Source organism: Pseudomonas sp. H26/SER47-MNA-CIBAN-0231 (genome assembly GCF_040310465.1).
Lineage (GTDB): Bacteria > Pseudomonadota > Gammaproteobacteria > Pseudomonadales > Pseudomonadaceae > Aquipseudomonas > Aquipseudomonas atacamensis.
This window is the reverse complement of the sequence record NZ_JBEOPW010000028.1, coordinates 19,322-39,856: the sequence shown is the minus strand read 5'-3', so window position 1 is coordinate 39,856 and position 20,535 is coordinate 19,322. Positions and strand designations below refer to the sequence as shown.

Annotated in this window: 23 protein-coding genes; 12 read left to right on the top strand and 11 right to left on the bottom strand. The window is 61.1% G+C overall.

The features are described 5' to 3' along the window. Nucleotides 1-335: 335 nt before the first annotated feature. The 6 genes from rluB to AAEZ10_RS26220 form a co-directional block, all read right to left on the bottom strand. Nucleotides 336-1,556, bottom strand: coding sequence for a 23S rRNA pseudouridine(2605) synthase RluB (gene rluB / locus AAEZ10_RS26245; protein WP_073472826.1), 1,221 nt, complete (start codon nucleotides 1,554-1,556; stop codon nucleotides 336-338). Between the two features lie 142 nt (nucleotides 1,557-1,698). Beyond that, the gene (locus AAEZ10_RS26240) at nucleotides 1,699-1,890 is read right to left on the bottom strand and encodes a DUF1289 domain-containing protein (RefSeq protein WP_073472829.1); all 192 of its coding nucleotides are present in this window, start codon (nucleotides 1,888-1,890) and stop codon (nucleotides 1,699-1,701) included. 144 nt (nucleotides 1,891-2,034) lie between these two features. After that, a complete protein-coding gene (gene scpB / locus AAEZ10_RS26235; protein ID WP_350571623.1) occupies nucleotides 2,035-3,000 on the bottom strand; it encodes an SMC-Scp complex subunit ScpB in 966 nt (321 codons plus the stop codon). Between the two features lie 11 nt (nucleotides 3,001-3,011). Then, nucleotides 3,012-3,833 carry a segregation and condensation protein A gene (locus AAEZ10_RS26230; protein ID WP_071171403.1) on the bottom strand — a complete coding sequence of 274 codons (822 nt, stop codon included), beginning with the start codon at nucleotides 3,831-3,833 and terminating at the stop codon, nucleotides 3,012-3,014. Further along, complete coding sequence (locus AAEZ10_RS26225) at nucleotides 3,834-4,463, bottom strand: L-threonylcarbamoyladenylate synthase (RefSeq protein WP_041478985.1); 630 nt, start codon at nucleotides 4,461-4,463, stop codon at nucleotides 3,834-3,836. Nucleotides 4,464-4,476: 13 nt separating this feature from the next. Then, complete coding sequence (locus AAEZ10_RS26220; protein ID WP_071171402.1) at nucleotides 4,477-5,340, bottom strand: PHP domain-containing protein; 864 nt, start codon at nucleotides 5,338-5,340, stop codon at nucleotides 4,477-4,479. A gap of 87 nt (nucleotides 5,341-5,427) precedes the next feature. Between AAEZ10_RS26220 and AAEZ10_RS26215 the strand changes: the two genes are divergently transcribed. The 4 genes from AAEZ10_RS26215 (at nucleotide 5,428) to AAEZ10_RS26200 (ending at nucleotide 7,748) form a co-directional block, all read left to right on the top strand. After that, complete coding sequence (locus AAEZ10_RS26215; RefSeq protein ID WP_016771126.1) at nucleotides 5,428-6,024, top strand: septation protein A; 597 nt, start codon at nucleotides 5,428-5,430, stop codon at nucleotides 6,022-6,024. Nucleotide 6,025: 1 nt separating this feature from the next. Beyond that, nucleotides 6,026-6,325: a YciI family protein gene (locus tag AAEZ10_RS26210; RefSeq protein WP_016987935.1), complete on the top strand. Its 300-nt coding sequence runs from the start codon at nucleotides 6,026-6,028 to the stop codon at nucleotides 6,323-6,325. A gap of 327 nt (nucleotides 6,326-6,652) precedes the next feature. Then, on the top strand, nucleotides 6,653-7,063 hold the full coding sequence (locus tag AAEZ10_RS26205; protein ID WP_016771128.1) for an SH3 domain-containing protein: 411 nt from the start codon (nucleotides 6,653-6,655) through the stop codon (nucleotides 7,061-7,063). A gap of 7 nt (nucleotides 7,064-7,070) precedes the next feature. Next, nucleotides 7,071-7,748, top strand: coding sequence for a response regulator transcription factor (locus AAEZ10_RS26200; protein WP_016771129.1), 678 nt, complete (start codon nucleotides 7,071-7,073; stop codon nucleotides 7,746-7,748). Nucleotides 7,749-7,910: 162 nt separating this feature from the next. Here AAEZ10_RS26200 and AAEZ10_RS26195 read toward each other — a convergent pair whose 3' ends face one another. After that, nucleotides 7,911-8,384, bottom strand: coding sequence for a hypothetical protein (locus AAEZ10_RS26195; protein ID WP_110645043.1), 474 nt, complete (start codon nucleotides 8,382-8,384; stop codon nucleotides 7,911-7,913). Nucleotides 8,385-8,649: 265 nt separating this feature from the next. On the opposite strand from AAEZ10_RS26195, the gene AAEZ10_RS26190 reads away from it, so the two are divergent. Then, nucleotides 8,650-9,102 carry a Spy/CpxP family protein refolding chaperone gene (locus tag AAEZ10_RS26190; RefSeq protein ID WP_042607494.1) on the top strand — a complete coding sequence of 151 codons (453 nt, stop codon included), beginning with the start codon at nucleotides 8,650-8,652 and terminating at the stop codon, nucleotides 9,100-9,102. A gap of 176 nt (nucleotides 9,103-9,278) precedes the next feature. Further along, nucleotides 9,279-10,619: a sensor histidine kinase gene (locus AAEZ10_RS26185; protein WP_350571619.1), complete on the top strand. Its 1,341-nt coding sequence runs from the start codon at nucleotides 9,279-9,281 to the stop codon at nucleotides 10,617-10,619. A gap of 230 nt (nucleotides 10,620-10,849) precedes the next feature. Here the strand turns inward: AAEZ10_RS26185 and AAEZ10_RS26180 are convergent, their stop codons facing one another. After that, on the bottom strand, nucleotides 10,850-11,416 hold the full coding sequence (locus tag AAEZ10_RS26180; protein ID WP_350571617.1) for a nitroreductase family protein: 567 nt from the start codon (nucleotides 11,414-11,416) through the stop codon (nucleotides 10,850-10,852). Between the two features lie 121 nt (nucleotides 11,417-11,537). Here AAEZ10_RS26180 and AAEZ10_RS26175 point away from each other — a divergent pair, with 121 nt between their 5' ends. After that, complete coding sequence (locus AAEZ10_RS26175; RefSeq protein WP_024012066.1) at nucleotides 11,538-12,992, top strand: TrkH family potassium uptake protein; 1,455 nt, start codon at nucleotides 11,538-11,540, stop codon at nucleotides 12,990-12,992. Here the strand turns inward: AAEZ10_RS26175 and AAEZ10_RS26170 are convergent. Then, nucleotides 12,949-14,010: an AraC family transcriptional regulator gene (locus AAEZ10_RS26170; protein ID WP_280035976.1), complete on the bottom strand. Its 1,062-nt coding sequence runs from the start codon at nucleotides 14,008-14,010 to the stop codon at nucleotides 12,949-12,951. The two genes, AAEZ10_RS26175 and AAEZ10_RS26170, sit on opposite strands and share 44 nt — an antisense overlap. A gap of 165 nt (nucleotides 14,011-14,175) precedes the next feature. Here AAEZ10_RS26170 and AAEZ10_RS26165 point away from each other — a divergent pair, with 165 nt between their 5' ends. Both AAEZ10_RS26165 and AAEZ10_RS26160 read left to right on the top strand, forming a co-directional pair. Further along, nucleotides 14,176-14,487: an Mpo1-like protein gene (locus AAEZ10_RS26165; protein WP_122611674.1), complete on the top strand. Its 312-nt coding sequence runs from the start codon at nucleotides 14,176-14,178 to the stop codon at nucleotides 14,485-14,487. Nucleotides 14,488-14,501: 14 nt separating this feature from the next. After that, the gene (locus tag AAEZ10_RS26160; protein WP_350571614.1) at nucleotides 14,502-15,092 is read left to right on the top strand and encodes an HD domain-containing protein; all 591 of its coding nucleotides are present in this window, start codon (nucleotides 14,502-14,504) and stop codon (nucleotides 15,090-15,092) included. 115 nt (nucleotides 15,093-15,207) lie between these two features. Here AAEZ10_RS26160 and AAEZ10_RS26155 read toward each other — a convergent pair whose 3' ends face one another. Then, nucleotides 15,208-16,023, bottom strand: coding sequence for a UDP-2,3-diacylglucosamine diphosphatase (locus tag AAEZ10_RS26155; protein WP_024012063.1), 816 nt, complete (start codon nucleotides 16,021-16,023; stop codon nucleotides 15,208-15,210). Nucleotides 16,024-16,158: 135 nt separating this feature from the next. On the opposite strand from AAEZ10_RS26155, the gene AAEZ10_RS26150 reads away from it, so the two are divergent. Continuing rightward, nucleotides 16,159-16,923 (top strand): AraC family transcriptional regulator, encoded by a 765-nt coding sequence (locus AAEZ10_RS26150; protein ID WP_130929586.1) that lies wholly within the window; start codon nucleotides 16,159-16,161, stop codon nucleotides 16,921-16,923. 72 nt (nucleotides 16,924-16,995) lie between these two features. Continuing rightward, nucleotides 16,996-17,889 (top strand): DMT family transporter, encoded by an 894-nt coding sequence (locus AAEZ10_RS26145; RefSeq protein WP_350571612.1) that lies wholly within the window; start codon nucleotides 16,996-16,998, stop codon nucleotides 17,887-17,889. Here the strand turns inward: AAEZ10_RS26145 and AAEZ10_RS26140 are convergent. Next, nucleotides 17,883-18,170: an Rdx family protein gene (locus tag AAEZ10_RS26140; protein ID WP_056783713.1), complete on the bottom strand. Its 288-nt coding sequence runs from the start codon at nucleotides 18,168-18,170 to the stop codon at nucleotides 17,883-17,885. The two genes, AAEZ10_RS26145 and AAEZ10_RS26140, sit on opposite strands and share 7 nt — an antisense overlap. Before the next feature lie 71 nt (nucleotides 18,171-18,241). Here AAEZ10_RS26140 and AAEZ10_RS26135 point away from each other — a divergent pair, with 71 nt between their 5' ends. Continuing rightward, on the top strand, nucleotides 18,242-20,431 hold the full coding sequence (locus AAEZ10_RS26135) for a patatin-like phospholipase family protein (protein WP_350571610.1): 2,190 nt from the start codon (nucleotides 18,242-18,244) through the stop codon (nucleotides 20,429-20,431). Nucleotides 20,432-20,535 lie beyond the last annotated feature (104 nt).

Below are 20,535 nucleotides of genomic sequence, written 5' to 3'. Positions count from 1 at the left end.
CTATTGAAAAACCAGAGCGAATACTCACCCAAAGGCGTTTAGGGGCTAGGCATGAACCATAGAATCTCCCACAGGGGATTTATGTAAGCCGCAGATGATCGTTCCCACGCTCCGCGTGGGAATGCAGCCCGGGACGCTCCGCGTCCCTTCCAAAGCCGAACGCGGAGCGTCCGTTGATGCATTCCCACGCAGAGCGTGGGAACGATCGGTGTCAGCACAGACTTTCGTCCAGACAAAGAAAACGCCAACCCTGAGGTTGGCGTTTTTGCTTCAGCTTGTAGCTTGTAGCTTGTAGCTTGTAGCTTGCAGCTTGCAGCTAGTAACTCACAGCTGCCTTATTCCGGTTTCTTGCGTCCGAACCCCGGGCGCTGGCCCGAACCAGCCGGTGCGCCGCGACGCTTGCCCGAGGGCTTGTCGCCGTCGACCAGTTTGATCCCCGGACGCTTCGGCGCCGGTTTGGCCGGGCGCTTGTTGCTGGTGTCGGCTGGACGATCCGCCACTGGCGTACCGCGACCGGCCGGTGCACGACCTTCGCCACGCTCAGTACGGCCATTAGCCGGACGCGGTGCGCGCTCGCCGTCACGGGCAACCGGCTTGCGACCTGGACGCTCGCCTTCGATCTGCGGCTCACGGCTCGGGCGCGGTGCGGTGGGTGCGCCAGCGGCTGGACGCAGGGTACGCACGCGCTCGGTCTTGGCCATTGGCCGCGACGATTTGCGCTGCATGCGTTCGAGCTTGTCCTTGCTCTTGGCATTCAGCTGCGGCATTGCCACCGGCGTCAGGCCGACTTCGGCGCTGAGCACGTCGACTTCGTACTGGCTCATTTCGCGCCAGCGGCCCATCGGCAGGTCGGAGTTGAGGAACACCGGACCGAAACGCACGCGCTTCAGACGGCTGACCACCAGACCTTGGGATTCCCACAGACGACGCACTTCACGGTTGCGCCCTTCCATGACCACGCAGTGGTACCAATGGTTGAAGCCTTCACCGCCCGGCGCCTGTTGAATGTCGGTGAAACGCGCCGGACCGTCTTCCAGCACCACGCCAGCCTTGAGGCGTTCGATCATCTCGTCGTCGACTTCACCGCGTACACGCACGGCGTACTCGCGGTCCATCTCGTAGGACGGGTGCATCAGACGGTTGGCCAGCTCACCGTCAGTGGTGAACATCAGCAGACCGGTGGTGTTGATGTCGAGACGGCCGATGTTGATCCAGCGGCCTTCTTTCGGACGCGGCAGCTTGTCGAACACGGTCGGACGGCCTTCCGGGTCGTCACGGGTGCAGATTTCGCCGTCGGGCTTGTTGTACATGATCACGCGGCGCACCGATTCGGCGGCCTCTTCGCGTTTGATCACCTTGCCATCGATGGTGATGGCGTCGTGCATGTCGACGCGCAGGCCAAGGGTGGCGTCTTTGCCATTGACCTTGATCCGGCCCTGGCTGATCCAGGATTCCACGTCACGGCGCGAGCCGACGCCGATACGGGCGAGGACCTTCTGCAGCTTTTCGCCTGCTGGGCCGATTTCCTGGTCGTCTTTCTGATTGATGTCACTCATCTGGGCACCTCCCGGTGTGGTCTGTTCAGGCGGCGCCTGAAGTATTGAAAACTGGGTCCAGGCCGAAGGGATCGGCGAAGGGTCGCGAATCATACGCGGATGTGCGCCGTCGCGCATCAGAGACTAGCTGATCGATCAACAGTTATTTCTTTTTCCGCCGACCGGCACCACCGAGTTTGATCAGGCGCAGCGCGGCTTCGGCCAGCACGGTGCGCTTGTCGTCCTTGTCGAGCTTCTTCCAGGCCTTGATCTCGCGCTTGCTGCGACCGCAACCGAGGCAGATGTCTTCGGAGAATTTGCAGAGGCTGATGCAGGGGTCTTTGGTTGAGCTCATCGCAATCTCCAGAACGACATTTCACCCTGTGGGAGCGAGCCTGCTCGCGAAGGCGCAGTGTCATTCAGTATCGATGTATCTGACACACCGCCTTCGCGAGCAGGCTCGCTCCCACAAGGGTCTACATTGGTTTCTCAATAGGCGTCATTCTTCGAACTCGCGCCGTTCGGCCTCAATCGCCTCAGCCAGCGCGCGGGCTTCGGCTTCTTCTTCGCTGAGTTCCGGTTCCGGCTGTTCGAGGGCGGCGACAGCGGCCAGGAGTTTCTCGCGGGCTTCGGCGACACCGAGAATGTCTTCTTCCGGTTCGGCGTCAGGCGCCGCTTCAAGTTCAACTTCAACTTCAACAACCGGCGCGGTGATCTCAGGCTCGGGCACCGGTGCTTCGCCATCCACCGCATCGCGCAGCAAATCGTCGAAATCGGTTTTGATGCCCTCTTCCATGCTGTCCAGCTCCAGCAGCAGGGAATGGAAACTGGTTTCTTCCTTCTCCTCTTCCGGCTCCGCGCTGGCGTCGGCCAGTTCCTGCAGACTCTGCGGCACCGGCGCGTCGTCGAAGTCGAGCACCGGTTCGGCTTCCATCTCGCGCAGTTCGGCCAGCGGCGGCAGGTCTTCGAGGTTTTTCAGGTTGAAGTGGTCGAGAAACGCCTTGGTCGTGGCGAACATCGCCGGTTTGCCCGGCACGTCGCGATAGCCGACGACGCGGATCCACTCACGCTCGAGCAAGGTCTTGACGATGTTGCTGTTGACCGCCACGCCACGCACGTCTTCGATCTCGCCACGGGTGATCGGCTGGCGATAGGCGATCAGCGCGATGGTCTCCAGCAACGCACGGGAATAGCGCTGCGGGCGTTCTTCCCAGAGACGGCCGACCCACGGTGAAAACTTCTCGCGGATCTGCAAGCGATAGCCCGACGAGACTTCCTTGAGCTCGAAGGCACGGCCCTCGCAGGATTTGCCGAGCAGGGTCAGAGCTTTCTTGAAGACCGCCGGCTCCGGCCGCTCGCCTTCTTCAAACAGTTCATACAGGCGCTCAAGGGATTGCGGCTTTCCCGAGGCCAACAGAAAGGCTTCAAGCAGGGACGCCAGCTCGCGGGGTTCAGTCAGGTTCATACAGGGACTCGTTATTCGGCTCGGGCTCGCACGTGGATCGCGGCGAACGGCTCATTCTGCACCAGCTCGACCAAGGATTCCTTGACCAGTTCAAGGATTGCCATGAAGGTCACCACCACACCCAGGCGGCCTTCTTCAGCGGTGAACAGCTCGACAAACGGCACGAAGCCGCCGCCCTTGAGCCGTTCCAGCACATCGCTCATGCGCTCGCGGGTGGACAGCGCTTCGCGACTGACCTGGTGGCTTTCGAACATGTCGCCACGGCGCAGGACTTCGGCCATGCACATCAGAATCTCTTCCAGCGCGACGTCGGGCAACAGCTTGCGCGCCCGCGCTTCCGGGGCGTCGAGCCTGGGCACGATCACATCGCGACCGACCCGGCTCAGCCCATCGATACCTTCAGCGGCAGCCTTGAAGCGCTCGTATTCCTGCAAGCGGCGGATCAGTTCAGCGCGCGGGTCGTCTTCTTCATCTTCAACGGTTTCGGCGCGCGGCAGAAGCATGCGCGATTTGATCTCGGCGAGCATCGCCGCCATCACCAGGTATTCGGCGGCCAGCTCCAGACGCACCGATTGCATCAACTCGACATAGCCCATGTACTGGCGGGTGATTTCCGCCACCGGAATGTCGAGGATATTGATGTTCTGTTTGCGGATCAGGTACAGCAGCAGGTCGAGCGGGCCTTCGAAGGCTTCGAGAAAAACTTCCAGCGCATCCGGCGGGATGTACAGGTCCAGCGGCATTTCCATGACCGCCTGACCATAGACCATCGCGAACGGCAGTTCCTGCTGGGCACCGGCCTGGGGATCGACCACGGTTTCCACTGCGGACATTCAGGCCTCGACCATGAATGGCGTCGGATCGCCGCAACCGACGCGGACCACTTCCGGGTCGTCGCCGGTCAGGTCAATCACCGTTGAGGCCTTGATGCCGCCGAAGCCGCCGTCGATGATCAGATCGACCTGATGCTCGAGCAACTGGCGCATTTCGTACGGATCCGTAAGTGGGTCTTCATCGCCGGGCATGATCAGCGTGACGCTCATCAGCGGCTCGCCGAGTTCGGCCAGCAGCGCCAGCGCGATCGGATGGCTTGGCACGCGCAGGCCGATGGTGCGTTTTTTCGGATGCAGCAACAGGCGCGGCACTTCGCGGGTGGCGTTGAGAATAAAGGTGTAAGGCCCCGGCAGGTGCGCCTTGAGAATGCGGAAGGTGCCGGTGTCGATCTTGGCGTAATTGCCCAGTTGCGACAGGTCGCTGCAGATCAGCGCGAAGTTGTGCTTTTCATCGAGCTGACGCAGACGTCGCACACGCTCGATGGCGGTCTTGTCGCCGATCTGGCAACCAATGGCGTAGGACGAGTCCGTGGGATAAATCACCACCCCGCCTTTGCGGATGATCTCGACCGCCTGTTTGATCAGGCGCGCTTGCGGGTTTTCCGGATGTATCTGGAAAAATTGACTCACATTCTCTACCTGTTCAGACGGCGGCAATATCTGTGTCATGTTTGAACCGACACCACAGGGGTGGAAGGTCCTCGGGAACCGGCCGGTACTGGCCGATCTCGGACCAGCCGCCAGGGCCATGGAAGTCACTGCCGGCGCTGACCAGCAGACCGAACTCACGGGCAAGGATCGCCAGGCTGCCCACCTGTTCTGCGGGCTGATGGCCATTGACCACCTCGATAGCATGCCCGCCTGCTTGAATATAGTCGGCAATCAGCTTTCGGCGCTTGCTACGGGTGAAATCGTAGTGCCATGGATGCGCCAGGCTGACCCAGGCTCCGGCGGCGCGCAGGGTGGCGACGGTGTTTTCCAGCGTCGGCCAGTGCAGTTTGACGTCGCCGAGTTTGCCGGCGCCGAGCCATTTGCGAAATGCCTCGGCGCGATCCTTTACATAACCTTCACGCACCATCCAGTCGGCGAAATGCGGCCGGGCCGGCGCGTTGCCGCTGTCGCCCAGTTCCTGCTGGATCTGCCGGGCGCCGTCGAGGGCACCGGGCATCCCCTTGAGTGCGAGCTTGCGGCTTATTTCTTCCGACCGCAGCCAGCGGCCATCGTGCAATTTGGCGATCGCTTCAACCAACGGCGCAGCGTTGACGTCGAAACCGTAGCCCAATACGTGAATAGTCGCCCCGCCCCAGGTGCAGGACAATTCGACGCCGTTGACCAGTTGCATGCCCAACTCGGTGGCAGCAGTACGCGCCTCGGCGAGCCCCTCAAGGGTGTCGTGGTCGGTCAACGCCAGGACTCGCACGCCGTTTTCGAACGCTCGCGCAACCAGAACCGCAGGCGCCAGGGCGCCGTCGGAGGCCGTGCTGTGGCAGTGCAAATCAACATTCACGGGGAGTTGTAACCTCAAATCAGCTGGCGCTATCGCGCGCCCATATGTTTGTTATTATGCCGCCACATCCAGCTTCTGGCTCTCACTGTGAAACAATTCATCGATTTCATCCCGCTTCTGCTGTTCTTCATCGTTTACAAACTTGATCCACGGGTCGTCGACATTGCCGGCCAGCAAGTGACCGTAGGCGGTATCTACAGCGCCACGGCGATGCTGATCATCAGTTCGCTGGTGGTGTACGGCGCGCTGTTCATCAAGCAGCGCAAGCTGGAAAAGAGCCAATGGCTGACGCTGATCGCCTGCCTGGTATTCGGCAGCCTGACGCTGGCCTTCCACAGCGAAACCTTCCTGAAATGGAAAGCGCCGGTGGTCAACTGGCTGTTCGCTGCGGCGTTCATCGGTAGCCACTTCATCGGCGATCGCCTGCTGATCAAACGCATCATGGGCCACGCGCTGACCCTGCCAGACCCGGTCTGGACGCGCCTGAACATCGCCTGGATCGGCTTCTTCCTGTTTTGCGGCGCGGCAAACCTGTTCGTCGCCTTCACCTTCCAGAGCATCTGGGTCGACTTCAAGGTGTTCGGCAGCCTGGGCATGACCGTGCTGTTCCTGGTCGCACAGGGCGTTTACCTGTCGCGCCATCTGCATGACACCGATACCACAACGCCAAAAACCGAGGACTGACATGCTCTACGCCATCATTGCCACCGACGTTGCCAACTCGCTGGAAGCTCGCCTGGCCGCGCGCCCGGCGCATCTGGAACGCCTGCAAGCGCTCAAGGGCGAAGGCCGCATCGTGCTGGCCGGCCCGCACCCGGCCGTCGACAGCAATGATCCGGGCGCAGCGGGTTTCACCGGCAGCCTGATCGTCGCCGAGTTCGACTCCCTCAGCGCCGCACAGGCCTGGGCCGATGCCGACCCGTACATTGCCGCCGGCGTCTACGCCAATGTGATCGTCAAGCCGTTCAAGCAAGTCCTGCCGTAATCCCGCTATTGAAATGCCGAGGGGATTCATGTGGCGAGGGGATTCATCCCCGCTGGGTGGCGAAGCCGCCCCAAAACCCATCCAACGCGGTGTGTCTGACACACCGCATGCTCCCATTTCAGGACTGCTACGCAGCCCAACGGGGCGGTGCGACGTTTCGCTAAACCCCTCGCCACAGAATATTCATCAGCCACAAATTATTTGTCAGCCACCAACATCACCCCCTGCGCACTGAACCTTCTCGCTTCTCATCCATCTCAATCGCTCATTATTCTCGTTTGCCTGCCGACAACCTGCCCAATATCCATTTGGAAAACAGGTGTCGCGATGCGCAAGGGTCCGTTGTGTCTGATGTTGCTCACGTTGTCGATCATGGCCCCCGCCCATGGTGAGGAAACCACCGAAAGCGGCAGCTCCACGCCATTGTCATTGAGCGCCGGCAGCCAGATCACCGAGCTGCAACAGCGGCTCAAGGCCAGTGAACAGCAGCGCGAAGAACTGAACAAACAACTGCAAAATGCCGACAACACTCGCGAAAGCGCCCAGCTCGCCCGGCTGCGCCAGGAGAACCAGCGTCTGAAGCTGCAACTCAAGGAAGCCCAGGCCAGCCCGCTGCCGCGTTTGCTGACCGATCAACAGCAGTGGTTCGTCACTGGCGCCGGGGTAGCGCTATTGGCGCTGCTCTGCGGTATCTTTGCCAGTGGTGCAAGCCGAAAACGTCGGCAATGGCTAAATTGAGTGAGTCATGAGCGAGCTGTTACTGATTGATGATGACCAGGAGTTGTGCGAACTCCTGAGTAGCTGGTTGAGCCAGGAAGGCTTCCAGGTGCGCGCCTGCCACGACGGCCAGAGCGCCCGCAAGGCGTTGGCCGAAACCGCCCCGGCGGCGGTAGTGCTGGACGTGATGCTGCCCGACGGCAGCGGTCTGGAACTGCTCAAGCAATTGCGCAACGACCACGCCGACCTGCCGGTGCTGATGCTGTCAGCGCGTGGCGAACCGCTGGACCGCATCCTCGGCCTCGAACTGGGCGCCGACGATTACCTGGCCAAACCCTGCGACCCCCGCGAACTGACCGCGCGCCTGCGCGCCGTGTTGCGCCGCAGCCATCCGGCCGCCGTATCGACGCAACTTGAGCTGGGTGATCTGAGTTTCAGCCCGGTGCGCGGCGTAGTCAGCATCGACGAAAAAGAACTGACCCTGACCGTCTCCGAAAGCCGCCTGCTCGAAGCCCTCCTCAAGCAGCCCGGCGAGCCGCTGGACAAACAGGAACTGGCGCAACTGGCCCTCGGCCGCAAGCTGACCCTGTACGACCGCAGCCTCGACATGCACGTCAGCAACCTGCGCAAAAAAATCGGCCCCCACCCCGACGGCCGCCCGCGCATCGTTGCGCTGCGTAGCCGTGGTTACTACTACAGTCTATAAGACCTGCGCCGTGTAGAAGTGAGCCTGCTCGCGATGGCGGTGTGTCAGTCAACACATTCTTTTCTGGCACACCGCCATCGCGAGCAGGCTCACTCCTACAGAGGGGTATCTGATCGTTTCCGCGCTCTGTATGGAATGCAGCCGTCGGTGGCTTTGCAGTGGTTAATCGGGCATCGAACGAATAATGTCGGCCAAATCGTCCTTGGTTATCTCGTTGGCCTTAATGGCAGCGGCAATGTCTTTTTTGGAAAGTGGAAAACGCTTGAAAATTTCTTGCAAAGTATTCGCATCAACATTTGCCAGCCAGAGCGGATCAATGAAAGAACCGCCGTACTCAGGCTTCATCGGTACTTCTTCGTGGGCAATCGTACCCTTATGATTGAGATACACCACATAACGATCATGCCCTTCAGGAAAGCTTTTATCGTGATATAGCGTAGTACCCTGCGGCAGCACGTAGTAATTTTCGTCGCCGATTGGGCCCTCGATCAGCAACGGTTCTTTAGTTTTGATCATCTTCATATCGTGCCCCTGCGAACCATGATCAAAAATCAGGAATGCCAAAAAAATCGCATTGACCGATAAAGCTGCCATCAGCCATGGGCCGAGTTGCCTGGTAAACGTTTTATTAGTCATAGGGAAGCTCGGTATTCGCTTTGTTAAGGCACGCAGCCGTTGTTCTTTCGCTGAGCGACAATGTCGTCTAAATGAGTGATCACAGCCTCGGCCCGTGCATTATCCAAAAGATCGCAGCCTTCAGCACCTCCTGCACTGGATATGTGTAAGGCCGGGCACGAAACGTCTTTACCGAAGCTTTACGCTGCGCTGACCGCCGCTGACCTTGATCTGCGTAATCTGAACTCATCCGGAACGTACCGGGAACGAGACAAGGAGATACACCATGCGCAAGACTCTTATCGCTCTGATGTTCGCTGCCGCTCTGCCAACCGTGGCCATGGCCATGCCGCAGGATGGCGGTCCGCTGGGTGGTCCGCTGGATGGCCCGCGCCACGGCGGTCAGATGCACGGCGGCATGCACGGCAAAGGTCCGTACAGCCAGCTCGACCTGACCCGCGAACAGCGCGAGCAGATTCGCAAGATCATGGGCGAGCAGATGCACGAGCGTAAGCAGGTGGTCGACAAGTACCTGGAGAAACTCTCGCCGGCCGACCAGAAAGCCATGAAGGACGAGATCGCGGCCAACCACAAGAAAGCCGAGTCCGATGTCCGTGCACTGCTTAAGCCCGAGCAACAGAAGCAGTTCGACGAGATCCAGAAGAAACGCGCCGAACGCCGCGCCGAATGGGCCGAGTTCAAGGCCTGGAAAGCGCAGCAGGCACAAAAGGCGCAATAATGGCTTGACCCTGGGCCCGACGACTCACCTCGTCGGGCCTGTTCCATTCAAATCGAATGTGGGAGCGAGCCTGCTCGCGAAGGCGGTGTATCAGCCAGCGATGGTTTGACTGACACTGCGTCTTCGCGAGCAGGCTCGCTCCCACATTTGAACGGTGTGATTTTCGAGGAGTTTCTGTGCGTTCACTGTTCTGGCGGATTCTTGCGAGCTTCTGGCTGGCCATCGCTCTGGTAGCCGGGCTGTCGATTCTGCTCGGGCACATGCTCAATCAGGACGCGTGGATTCTCAGCCGCCATCCCGGCCTCAACACGCTGGCCGCAGAATGGACGCAGACCTACGAAGCCCAGGGCGAAGAAGCCGCGCAGGATATCCTCGAACAACGTAAACGCCAGTATCACATCGACGTTCAGGTGCTCAACGAAACCGGCGATCCGGTGGTGCGTGGCACCTTCCCGCGCCGGGCCGCAGCATTCGAAGCGCGGCAGAACAACGACGATCGCCGCCTGCCGTGGCGGCGCCTGACCGACGAAATCACCAGCGAAAAAACCGGTGATACCTACCTGTTCATCTACCGCATCCCGCACCCCGAGCTCGACGCCTGGCACCGCGAAAGCCTGCTCTGGCCGCTGAGTGCGCTGGGCATCGCGCTGGTGGTGTTGACTCTGTTCAGTTTGCTCGTGACTTTCTCCATCACCCGCCCACTGAGTCGCTTGCGCGGCGCGGTGCATGATCTGGGGCAGACGACTTATCAACAGAACAGCTTGGCGAAACTGGCCAACCGCCGTGACGAATTCGGCGTGCTGGCCACCGATTTCAACCGCATGGGCGCGCGCCTGCAAAGCCTGATCGGCAGTCAGCGCCAATTGCTGCGCGATGTCTCCCACGAACTGCGCTCACCACTGGCGCGCCTGCGCATTGCGTTGGCTTTGGCCGAGCGTGCCAACCCGCAAGAGCGCGAAAAACTGTGGCCACGCCTGACCCGCGAATGCGATCGGCTGGAGGCGTTGATCAGTGAAATTCTGGTGCTGGCGCGAGTCGATGCCGACAACGCCAGCGCTGAAGAAGTCGACCTGAATGCGTTGCTCGCCACGCTGCAAAAGGATGCGCAGCTCAGCTCCCCCGAGCAGACCGTGCGCCTGCAAGCTGAGCCACAACTGAATCTCAAAGGCTGGCCGACGATGATAGAGCGCGCCGTGGACAATTTGCTGCGCAACGCCCAGCGCTTCAACCCGAGCGATCAGCCGATTGAATTGCAGGCTGCGCGGCAGGGAGAGCGGATTGTCATCAGCGTGCGCGACCACGGGCCGGGGGTGCAGACCGAACATCTGAGTCAGTTGGGCGAGCCGTTCTACCGGGCGCCGGGGCAGACCGCTGCCGGGCATGGCCTGGGGCTGGCGATTGCCAAACGCGCGGCGGAACGGCATGGCGGCACGCTAACGCTGGCCAATCATCCGCAGGGTGGCTTTGTGGCGAGTCTGGAATTGCCGTTGGTACCGGGAGTCGTGGTCCAGCCCTGAAAAAGCCCCTCACCCCAACCCTCTCCCGGAGGGAGAGGGGGCCGACCGAGTTGTCTGCCGTTGTGCATCGACCTGAAAGACCGAGTCGATTATGGACTCGCAGAAACAACACGTCCGGTATCCCGACTCTGGATTCAGCGAAGGTCGCTCAGGTCGGTGTAACTCCAAAGCATCCCCCAATCAGTCCCCTCTCCCTCTGGGAGAGGGTTAGGGTGAGGGGCTTGTGATCTTCAGACCTTACCTGGCCAGGCGCTGACGAACTCAGCCAGATCAACCTTCTCCGCCACGCGCGGCTCTTTCTGCGGCGTGCCGAGATAGAGAAACGCGATCACCTCCTCGCCTTCCACCAGCCCCAAGCCTTCGGCCACATGCTTTGAGTACGCCAGATCCCCGGTGCGCCACACTGCGCCAATCCCCTGCGCATACGCCGCCAGCAGAATCCCGTGAGCCGCACAGCCGGCCGTGAGCAGTTGCTCGGCCTTCGGGTATTTCACGTGTTCCTGCAATTTCGCGATGACCACAACCACCAGCGGCGCGCGCAGTGGGCCGTTGCGAGCCTTATCGATCATCGCTTCGGTGACTTCGCCGGCTTGCTGGCGGGCCGCCTCGGCCAGCAACTCGCCCATTTGCTCACGCGCTGCGCCTTCGACGGTCAAAAAGCGGTACGGCTGCAAGTGTCCGTGATCCGGGGCACGCAAGGCCGCGCCGAACAGGGCTTCGCGCTGCTCGGCAGTGGGGGCCGGTTCGACCAGGCGGGGAACGGAAACACGGTTGAGCAACGCGTCGAGAGCCTGCATCGGCCACCTCCTTTGAAAAATGTGCGGCTATTCTAGCTTCATCTGCGCAGCGCCTGCCGGTTTACATGCCTTGCCCCACAGGTAGAATGGCGCCCTTCTCCCACCAGCCCGAGCGGATTTCATGGCGTTGCCGACCTTACGGATCATTGGTTTTATCATCGGCATCTTCCTGATAACCCTGGCTGTGGCCATGGTCGTGCCGATGGCCACGCTGGTGATTTTCGAGCGCACCAGCGACCTGCCGTCGTTCCTCTGGGCGAGCATGATCACCTTCGTCGCCGGCCTCGCTCTGGTGATACCCGGCAGACCGGAACACATCCACCTGCGCCCGCGCGATATGTATCTGCTGACGGTCAGCAGCTGGCTGGTGGTGTGCATTTTCGCCGCGCTGCCGTTTCTGCTGACCCAGCACATCAGCTACACCGACTCGTTCTTCGAAAGCATGTCCGGCATCACCGCCACCGGCTCCACCGTGCTCAACGGCCTGGACAACATGTCGCCGGGGATTCTGATGTGGCGGTCGCTGCTGCACTGGATCGGCGGCATCGGCTTCATCGGCATGGCGGTGGCGATTCTGCCGCTGCTGCGCATCGGTGGCATGCGCCTGTTCCAGACCGAATCCTCGGACCGCTCGGAGAAGGTCATGCCGCGTTCGCACATGGTGGCGCGGTTGATTGTGGCGGCCTACGTCGGCATCACCATTCTCGGCAGTCTGGCGTTCTGGTGGGCCGGAATGAGCCCGTTCGATGCGATCAACCACGCGATGTCGGCGATTTCCACCGGTGGTTTCTCGACCTCCGACCAGTCGCTGGCCAAGTGGACGCAACCGGCGGTGCACTGGGTGGCGATCGTCATCATGATCCTCGGCAGCCTGCCGTTCACCCTGTACGTGGCGACGCTGCGCGGCAACCGCCGTGCGTTGATCAGGGATCAACAGGTGCAGGGTTTGCTGGCAATGCTGCTGGTGACCTGGCTGGTGCTCGGCACCTGGTACTGGTGGACCACCAAGCTGCATTGGCTGGAAGCGCTGCGGCATGTGGCGCTGAACGTGACCTCGGTGGTCACCACCACCGGCTTCGCCCTCGGTGACTACAGCCTGTGGGGCAACTTCTCGCTGATGCTGTTTTTCTATCTGGGCTTTGTCGGCGGCTGCTCAGGATCGACGGCGGGCGGGATCAAGATTTTCCGTTTCCAGGTCGCCTATATCCTGCTCAAGGCCAACCTTAATCAGCTGATCCACCCGCGCGCGGTGATCAAACAGAAGTACAACGGTCACCGCCTCGACGAAGAAATTGTCCGTTCGATCCTGACATTCTCGTTTTTCTTCGCCATCACCATCTGCGTGATCGCGCTGCTGCTGTCGCTGCTCGGGGTCGACTGGATGACCGCACTGACCGGTGCCGCCAGCACCGTGTCCGGCGTCGGCCCGGGCCTGGGCGAAACCATCGGCCCGGCCGGCAACTTCGCGACCCTGCCGGATGCGGCGAAATGGATTCTGTCGTTCGGCATGCTGCTCGGCCGACTGGAGATCATTACGGTGTTTGTGCTGTGTATTCCGGCGTTCTGGCGTCATTGACCGCATCTGGCACCTGCGCCAGGCGCAAGCGGTACTCGCCGGGCGTGGTGTCGAACCAGCGGCGGAACGCGCGGAAGAAGTTGCTCGGGTCGGCAAAGCCCAGCAGGTAGGCGATTTCCAGCAAGGTCATGCTCGGTTGCGCCAGATATTGTTCGGCCAGTTCACGCCGGGTGTCGTCGAGCAACTGCTGAAAACTGGTGCCCTCCTCCTGCAAGCGCCGCTGCAAGGTGCGTTGCGACAGGTGCAGCGTCTGCGCCACGGTGTCGCGCTTGGGCTCGCCCTGGGGCAGCAAACGACACAGCACCTGGCGTGCCCGGTGTGTCACGCGACTCTCGGAGAACCGCGCCAGATATTCCCCGGCAAAGCGATCATGCAACAGCGCCATGGCTTCATTGGCGGTCGGCAGCGGCGCCTCCATGTCGGCCCGTTCGAAGATCAACGCGTCGTATGGCGCGTTGAACACCAGCGGTGCGTGAAAGGCTTCTTTATAAGGTTGCAGGTTTGTCGGCTGATCGCCCTGAACCAACACTTTGACCGGGTGCAGCGGGCGCCCGGTCAGCCAGCCGCACAGCGCCAGTGCACAGGCCAGTGACGCTTCGGCGCTCTGCCGGGTCGGCGGTAGATGATCGCCATGCACGGTGAGAATCAGCGCATAACCTTCCTCGAGCAGGCGAAAGCTCAAGTCAGCGCTTTCGGCAATGATGCGTTGATAGCGCACCAGACGCTGGAAGCCTTCAGCCAGGGTATTGCTCGACATCAGCGCATAGCCGGCGACATGAAACGAGGCCGGGCGCACCACTTTGCCCATGTTCAGGCCGATCGCGGGGTTGCCGGAAACCTCGACCGCGCGCTGCCAGAGCCGGGTCATGGAGTCTTGCGGGAAGCGTGCATCCGGATCTTCAAGGGCGCTGAAATCCAGCCCCAGCTGCCTGAACAGTACCCGGCAATCCAGGCCGTCCATCTCCAGTGCTTTGACAATCCCCATCGCCCAGCTTGCAGAAGTCGTTCGTTCGCTCATGGTTGTTATTCTTTTACATGACGGGCTGCAGATAACCGCCCTATTTGCGAAGGATACTAAAGTGGCGCCGATTGTCACTGGCCCACGCCAATGATCACTCTAGACTCAAATAAGCTGCCCGACGCACAACTTGTCGCCAGAACAATCACCACAGAGAGCGCGGTCGTGGAAAACATCAAGCAGTTCAACAGCTTCGCCGAGTTCTATCCGTATTACCTCGCCGAACACAGCAACAGCACCTGCCGTCGTTTGCATTTCATCGGCACTTCTCTGGTCATCTTCATTCTCGCCCTGAGCATCGCCAAAGGCGCCTGGCTGCTGTTGCTGGCGTTGCCTGTGGCCGGTTACAGCTTTGCCTGGATCGGCCATTTCTTTTTCGAGAAAAACCGCCCGGCGACATTTCAGCATCCGCTGTACAGCCTGCTCGGCGATTTCGTCATGTACCGCGACATGATTCTCGGTCGCGTGGCGTTCTGAATGAGGGTCTGCCAATGAATGCCCATGCTCGCTTCACCCATATGAAGGACGGCACCGAGGAAGACTGGGCGATTATCGCCGCCGATTTCAGTGCCTATGCCAGACAGCTGCCATCGCGGATCCTCGCGCATTTGAAGCTGCTTGAAGGCGACTTCGGTGGTTTCCCGGTGGATCGCCTGACCCACTCGTTGCAAACCGCGACCCGCGCGTTTCGCGACGGGCGTGACGAGGAATACGTGGTCTGCGCGCTGTTGCACGACATCGGCGACACCCTCGGTTCCTACAACCATCCGGACATCGCCGCAGCGATTATCAAGCCGTTCGTGAGTGCGGAAAATCTGTGGATGGTGGAGAAGCACGGCATCTTTCAGGGCTATTACTTCTTTCATCACCTGGGCATGGATCGGCATTTGCGCGAGCAATTCAAGGACCATCCGCAGTTCCACGCCACTGCCGAGTTCTGTGCCAAATACGATGCGGCGGCGTTTGATCCGGCGTATGACACGTTGCCGCTGAGTTTCTTCGAGCCGATGATGGAAAGGCTGTTTGCGCAGCCGAAGAACTCGATCTACAAAGCCGCGATGCAAGAACACAGCCCCGCTTGATGTTGTTTGTTCTGCCCTCATCGCTGGCAAGCCAGCTCCCACAGGGTTCTGTGCCGTTTACAAAACCTGTGGGAGCTGGCTTGCCAGCGATGAGGCCCCTTCAAACACCTGAGAACTAAGCGATCTCAGCAACTTTGGCAGCTTTCAACTCCGCCTCCCGCGCCTGGGCATCCGCCAATCGATACAACTCGATCGTGCCGTCCCAATGCTCGATCAACGCGGTGCACGATTCGACCCAATCGCCGCAATTGAGGTAGTCCACCTCCCCCACCTTGCGAATCTCGGCATGGTGAATATGCCCGCAAACCACGCCATGCAGTTCGCGCTTCACGCATTCGTGGGCGATGGCTTCTTCAAAGTCGCTGATGAAACTCACCGCTGTCTTGACCTTGTGCTTCAGGTACGCCGACAGCGACCAGTAACCGTAGCCATAACGGGCACGCCAGTGATTGAGCCAGCGGTTGAGGGTCAGGGTGAATTCGTAGGCGGAGTCGCCGAGAAACGCCAGCCAGCGGTGATAGCGAGTAATCACATCGAACTGATCGCCGTGAATCACCAGCAAATGCCGGCCATCGGCGGTGACATGCACCGCTTCGTCGACCAACTGGATATTGCCCAGAATCAGCTTCGAATAGCGCCGCAGGAATTCGTCATGGTTGCCGGTGACGTAGATGACCTCGGTGCCGCGCTTGCTCATGGTCAGCAGACGGCGGATGACGTTGGTGTGCGCTTGCGGCCAGTACATGCCGCTGCGCAGTTTCCAGCCGTCGATGATGTCACCGACCAAATAAACCTTGTCGGCGTGGTAGCCCTTGAGAAATTGCGACAAGTGCTCGGCCTGGCAATCCCGGGTGCCCAGGTGCACATCGGAGATCCACAGGGTTCGCACCCGTTGTTTGCGGCTGGGTCGGGCGAGCTCGGCGCTGGTCATGGGCAACCCTCTGCGATGTTTTCGCCAGCTTGCGCGCGCCCGGTTAATCGACCGTGACAAGCGTGAGTCAGTCGTGTGACAGCGCATCCGGCGTACGGCGGTGTAGACTGAGGGCCACTTCGGAGACAACCTGCCATGCGACCGATCCTCACCCTGCGCCAGTACACCCGCGACCTCATTGTGCACAGCCACGAGCACCCGCAGTTGGTGTTCGGGCTGTCCGGTGCGCTGGATTTCGAGGTCGAGGGCTGTGGCAGCCAAGTGCGTCAGCAGAGTGTTGTGGTGGTTCCGTCCGGCGCTCATCATGCCTGCGACAGTCCCCAAGGCAGCAGCTGCCTGGTGCTCGACATCCCTGAAGGGCAATGGGTGCAGGACTCGCTGGGCGCGCATGCCGAGGCCAGTCGCCGCTTGCTCGATCATCCGGGGCGGCTGTCGCTGGACTCGGGGCAGAGCCAATTGGTCAGCTGGCTGGCGAACAGTCCGGTCAGCGATCCGTTGATCGCGCAGCAAGGCGCGGTGTTGCTGCTGGCCAGTCTCAATCACGCGCAACCTGCCGAACTCCGCGCGCGTCGCCTGCCCTACGCCGCGCTGGATGCGCACATCGAGCAATACGCCGGCTATCCGCTGCAAGTCGCTGACCTGGCGCGCGTGGCCGGGTTGTCCAGTGCGCGCCTGCACGCACGGTTCATGGCCGAATGCGGACAGACGCCGATGGATTACATCCGCAGTCGACGCCTGCATCTCGCGGTGCAACTGCTGCGCGACACTGCGTTACCGATTGGTGAAGTAGCCAGTCGCGTCGGTTACAGCTCGCAGAGTGCGTTCTCGGCCGCAGTCCTACGTGAGTTCGGCTCGTCGCCCGGACATCTTCGGCGCGATTCCTGCGACAAAAGACGATAGCCTGCCGACAGACTTGCAGGCCGAGACACGGTTCAATGGCCCCATGAAGTTGAACCTGAAAAAAGGAATGCAATGACTCCGCGTACCGCCCTCGGCGCTCTGCATATTGGCGCTTTGATGTTTGGCCTGACCGGTGTGTTCGGCAAACTCGCTGCCGCATCCCCTGCTGTGATCGTCTTTGGACGTGCGGCTTTTGCCGTGCTCGCCCTGGCATTTTTCGCCCGTTTCTTCAGCCAGCATGGTTGGCAGAAACTTCAGGCCGTGGACTGGCGGCGCCTCGCCCTCAGCGGCGTGTTGCTGGCTGGGCACTGGGTGAGTTTTTTCGTATCGGTGAAGATCGCCGGGGTGGCCATCGCCACCTTGGGCTTTGCCAGTTTTCCGGCGTTCACGGTGATTCTCGAAGGATTGATCTTCCGCGAACGCATCCGCCCCAATGAAATCGTCCTGGTGGTATTGGTCAGCATCGGTCTGGTGCTGGTGACGCCCGCATTCGATCTGGGCAGTGGCGCGACCGTCGGCTTGCTATGGGCAGTGTTGTCCGGCCTGCTGTTTTCCCTGCTGTCGCTGACCAACCGCGCCAGTTCCGGGCGCATCCCGGCGGTGCAGGCGGCGTTGTGCCAGAACGTCGTCGTGGCATTGTGTCTGTTGCCGGTCGCGGCGCCGCATTTGAGTCAGGTTCGAGCGCTGGACTGGTTGTGGATCGCCCTGCTCGGAGTGTTCTGCACGGGCGTGGCGCACAGCCTGTTCGTCGCCAGTCTGGCGGTGATCAAGGCGCGCACGGCGGCAGTGGTGTTCGCCATGGAGCCAGTCTACGGCATCACCCTCGCCTGGCTGCTGTTCAGTGAAACCCCGACCCTGCGGATGCTCATCGGTGGCGCGTTGATCATCGTCGCGATTGTGGTGTCGGCGCGGATGTCAGGCGGCAGTGACAAGACAACCGTCGCCGCCGAGGCCGCCTCTCACTGAGTGCGGTCGTTGTGGCCGAGGTCGCGGTCAGGATCGATCTGATCGCGCACTCGCTGTTTCAATACCTTGGCCTCGGGAAAACCACCGTCGGCCTTGCGCTCCCAGATCTGCACACCCGCACAAGTGATGTAAAACACCCCGCCGGTGCCCGGTACCAATGACACCTTTCCCAAGTCATCAGCGAAGGTGCTGAGCAGTTCCTGAGCCAGCCACGCCGCGCGCAGCAGCCACTGGCATTGAGTGCAATAAGTGATGACAACTTCGGCTTTGGCGACGGTCATGATCGCTGAAACTCCTGAGACAGAGGGCGCCGCTATAATAGCCGGCTTTACCGCTTGCCCCGAGACTCACAATGCGCCGTTTGCTGTTCTGCCTGCTGCTTGGTTTCCTTCCCCTGCTGGTTCTCGCCAGTGAGGCGCCACGACCGAAAGTCGGCCTGGTGCTGTCCGGCGGCGCTGCGCGCGGGCTGGCGCACATCGGCGTGCTCAAGGCGCTGGAAGAACAAGGCATCAGGATCGACGCGATTGCCGGCACCAGCATGGGCGCCGTGGTCGGCGGCCTGTACGCCTCGGGCTACAAGATCGATGAACTGGAAAAGCTCGCCCTGAGCATCGACTGGCAAGCGGCGCTGTCCGACGCGCCGCCGCGTGAGGACGTGCCATTTCGACGCAAGCAGGACGACCGCGACTTTCTGGTGAAGCAGAAACTCAGCTTCCGCGACGACGGCAGCCTCGGCCTGCCATTGGGGGTGATTCAGGGCCAGAACCTCGCACTGTTGCTGGAAAGCCTGTTGGCGCACACCAGCGACACCCGCGACTTCGACAAACTGCCGATCCCGTTTCGCGCCGTGACCACCGATATCGCCAATGGCGAAAAAGTGGTGTTTCGCAAAGGCCACCTGCCGCAAGTGATCCGCGCGAGCATGTCGATCCCGGCGGTGTTCGCCCCGGTCGAGCTCGATGGGCGCTTGCTGGTGGACGGCGGCATGACCGACAACATCCCGCTGGATGTCGCGCGGGAGATGGGCGTCGACGTCGCCATCGTGGTCGATATCGGCACACCTCTGCGCAATCGCAAGCAACTGACCACGGTGGTCGATGTGCTCAATCAGTCGATCACCCTGATGACCCGGCGCAACTCCGAAGAACAACTGGCGACTCTGCATGCCAATGACGTGTTGATCCAGCCTGCGCTGGCCGCGTTCGGCGTGACCGATTTCGGCAAGGCTCAAGAGATGATCGACGCCGGTTATCGCGCCACGCGGATCCTCGATGCGCGGCTGGCGCAACTCAAGCCGACGGAAACCCAGGACGCGGAACTGAACGCCGCGCGCCAGCCGGGGCAGCGCACGCCGATCATTACCGCGATCCGCGTCGAAAATGACTCGAAAGTTGACGATGACGTAATTCGCTATTACATCCGCCAACCGATCGGCGCGCCGCTGGACCTGGGCCGCCTGCATTCGGACATGGGCACGCTGTACGGCCTCGATTACTTCGATCAAGTGCGTTACCGCGTGGTGCACAAAGGCCAGGATCACACCCTGGTCATCAGCGCCAGCGGCAAACGCAGCGGCACCGATTATTTGCGGGTCGGCCTCAATCTGTCGGACGACATGCGCGGCGACAGTGCTTTCAACCTCGGCGCCAGTTACCGCGTCAACGGCATTAACCGCCTCGGCGCGGAATGGCTGACCCGCGCGCAGATCGGCGACAAGCAGGAGCTGTACAGCGAGTTCTATCAGCCGCTGGACGTTGGCTCGCGTTACTTCGTCGCGCCCTACGCCTCGTTCGAGGCGCAGAACGTTGACTCGGTGCTGGATAACGATCCGATCGCCCAGTATCGGGTCGAGCGCTACGGCTTCGGCCTCAACCTTGGGCGGCAGATCGGCAACAACGGTGAAGTGCGACTCGGCGTCGGCCAGGCCTGGGGCAAGGCTGACGTGCGCATCGGTGATCAGGATCTGCCGAGCGAGAGCTTCAACGAAGGCTTCTATACCGTGAAGTATTCCTACGACTCGCTGGACAACGTCTACTTTCCGCACGAGGGCAAGGATGTCAGTCTGACCTTCGCCCAGTTCGAACCGGGCCTGGGTTCAGACAATCGCTATCGCCAGTGGGAACTGAATTTCGACAAGGCCATGAGCCATGGCCCCGACACGCTGATTCTCGGCGGGCGCTACGGGCGCACCCTGGACGACGCTAATGTGGTGACCTCAAGCTTCCTGCTCGGCGGCGCGCGGCAGTTGTCGGGGTTCCGTGAGGATGCGCTGTCCGGGCAGAACGTCAGCCTGATGCGCGCGGTGTACTACCGCCGCCTGACGCCGCGCTCGTACCTGCCGCTGGACTTCCCGCTGTACGCCGGGGCCTCGCTGGAACGCGGTCGGGCGTGGAACAACGACAATGAATTCGACAGCGGCTACATCAATGCCGCGAGTGTGTTTATCGGCTTCGACACGCCGCTGGGGCCGTTGAACTTCACGTATGGGTTGAATGATGCGGATGAGCAGGCGGTTTATCTGAATCTGGGGCAGACGTTCTGACGCCTTCGCGAGCAGGCTCGCCCCCACAATGGAATGCGCTCTATCCTGTGGGAGCGAGCCTGCTCGCGAAGGCGGTCTCGGGTGAACCCGAAATCCATTGGCGC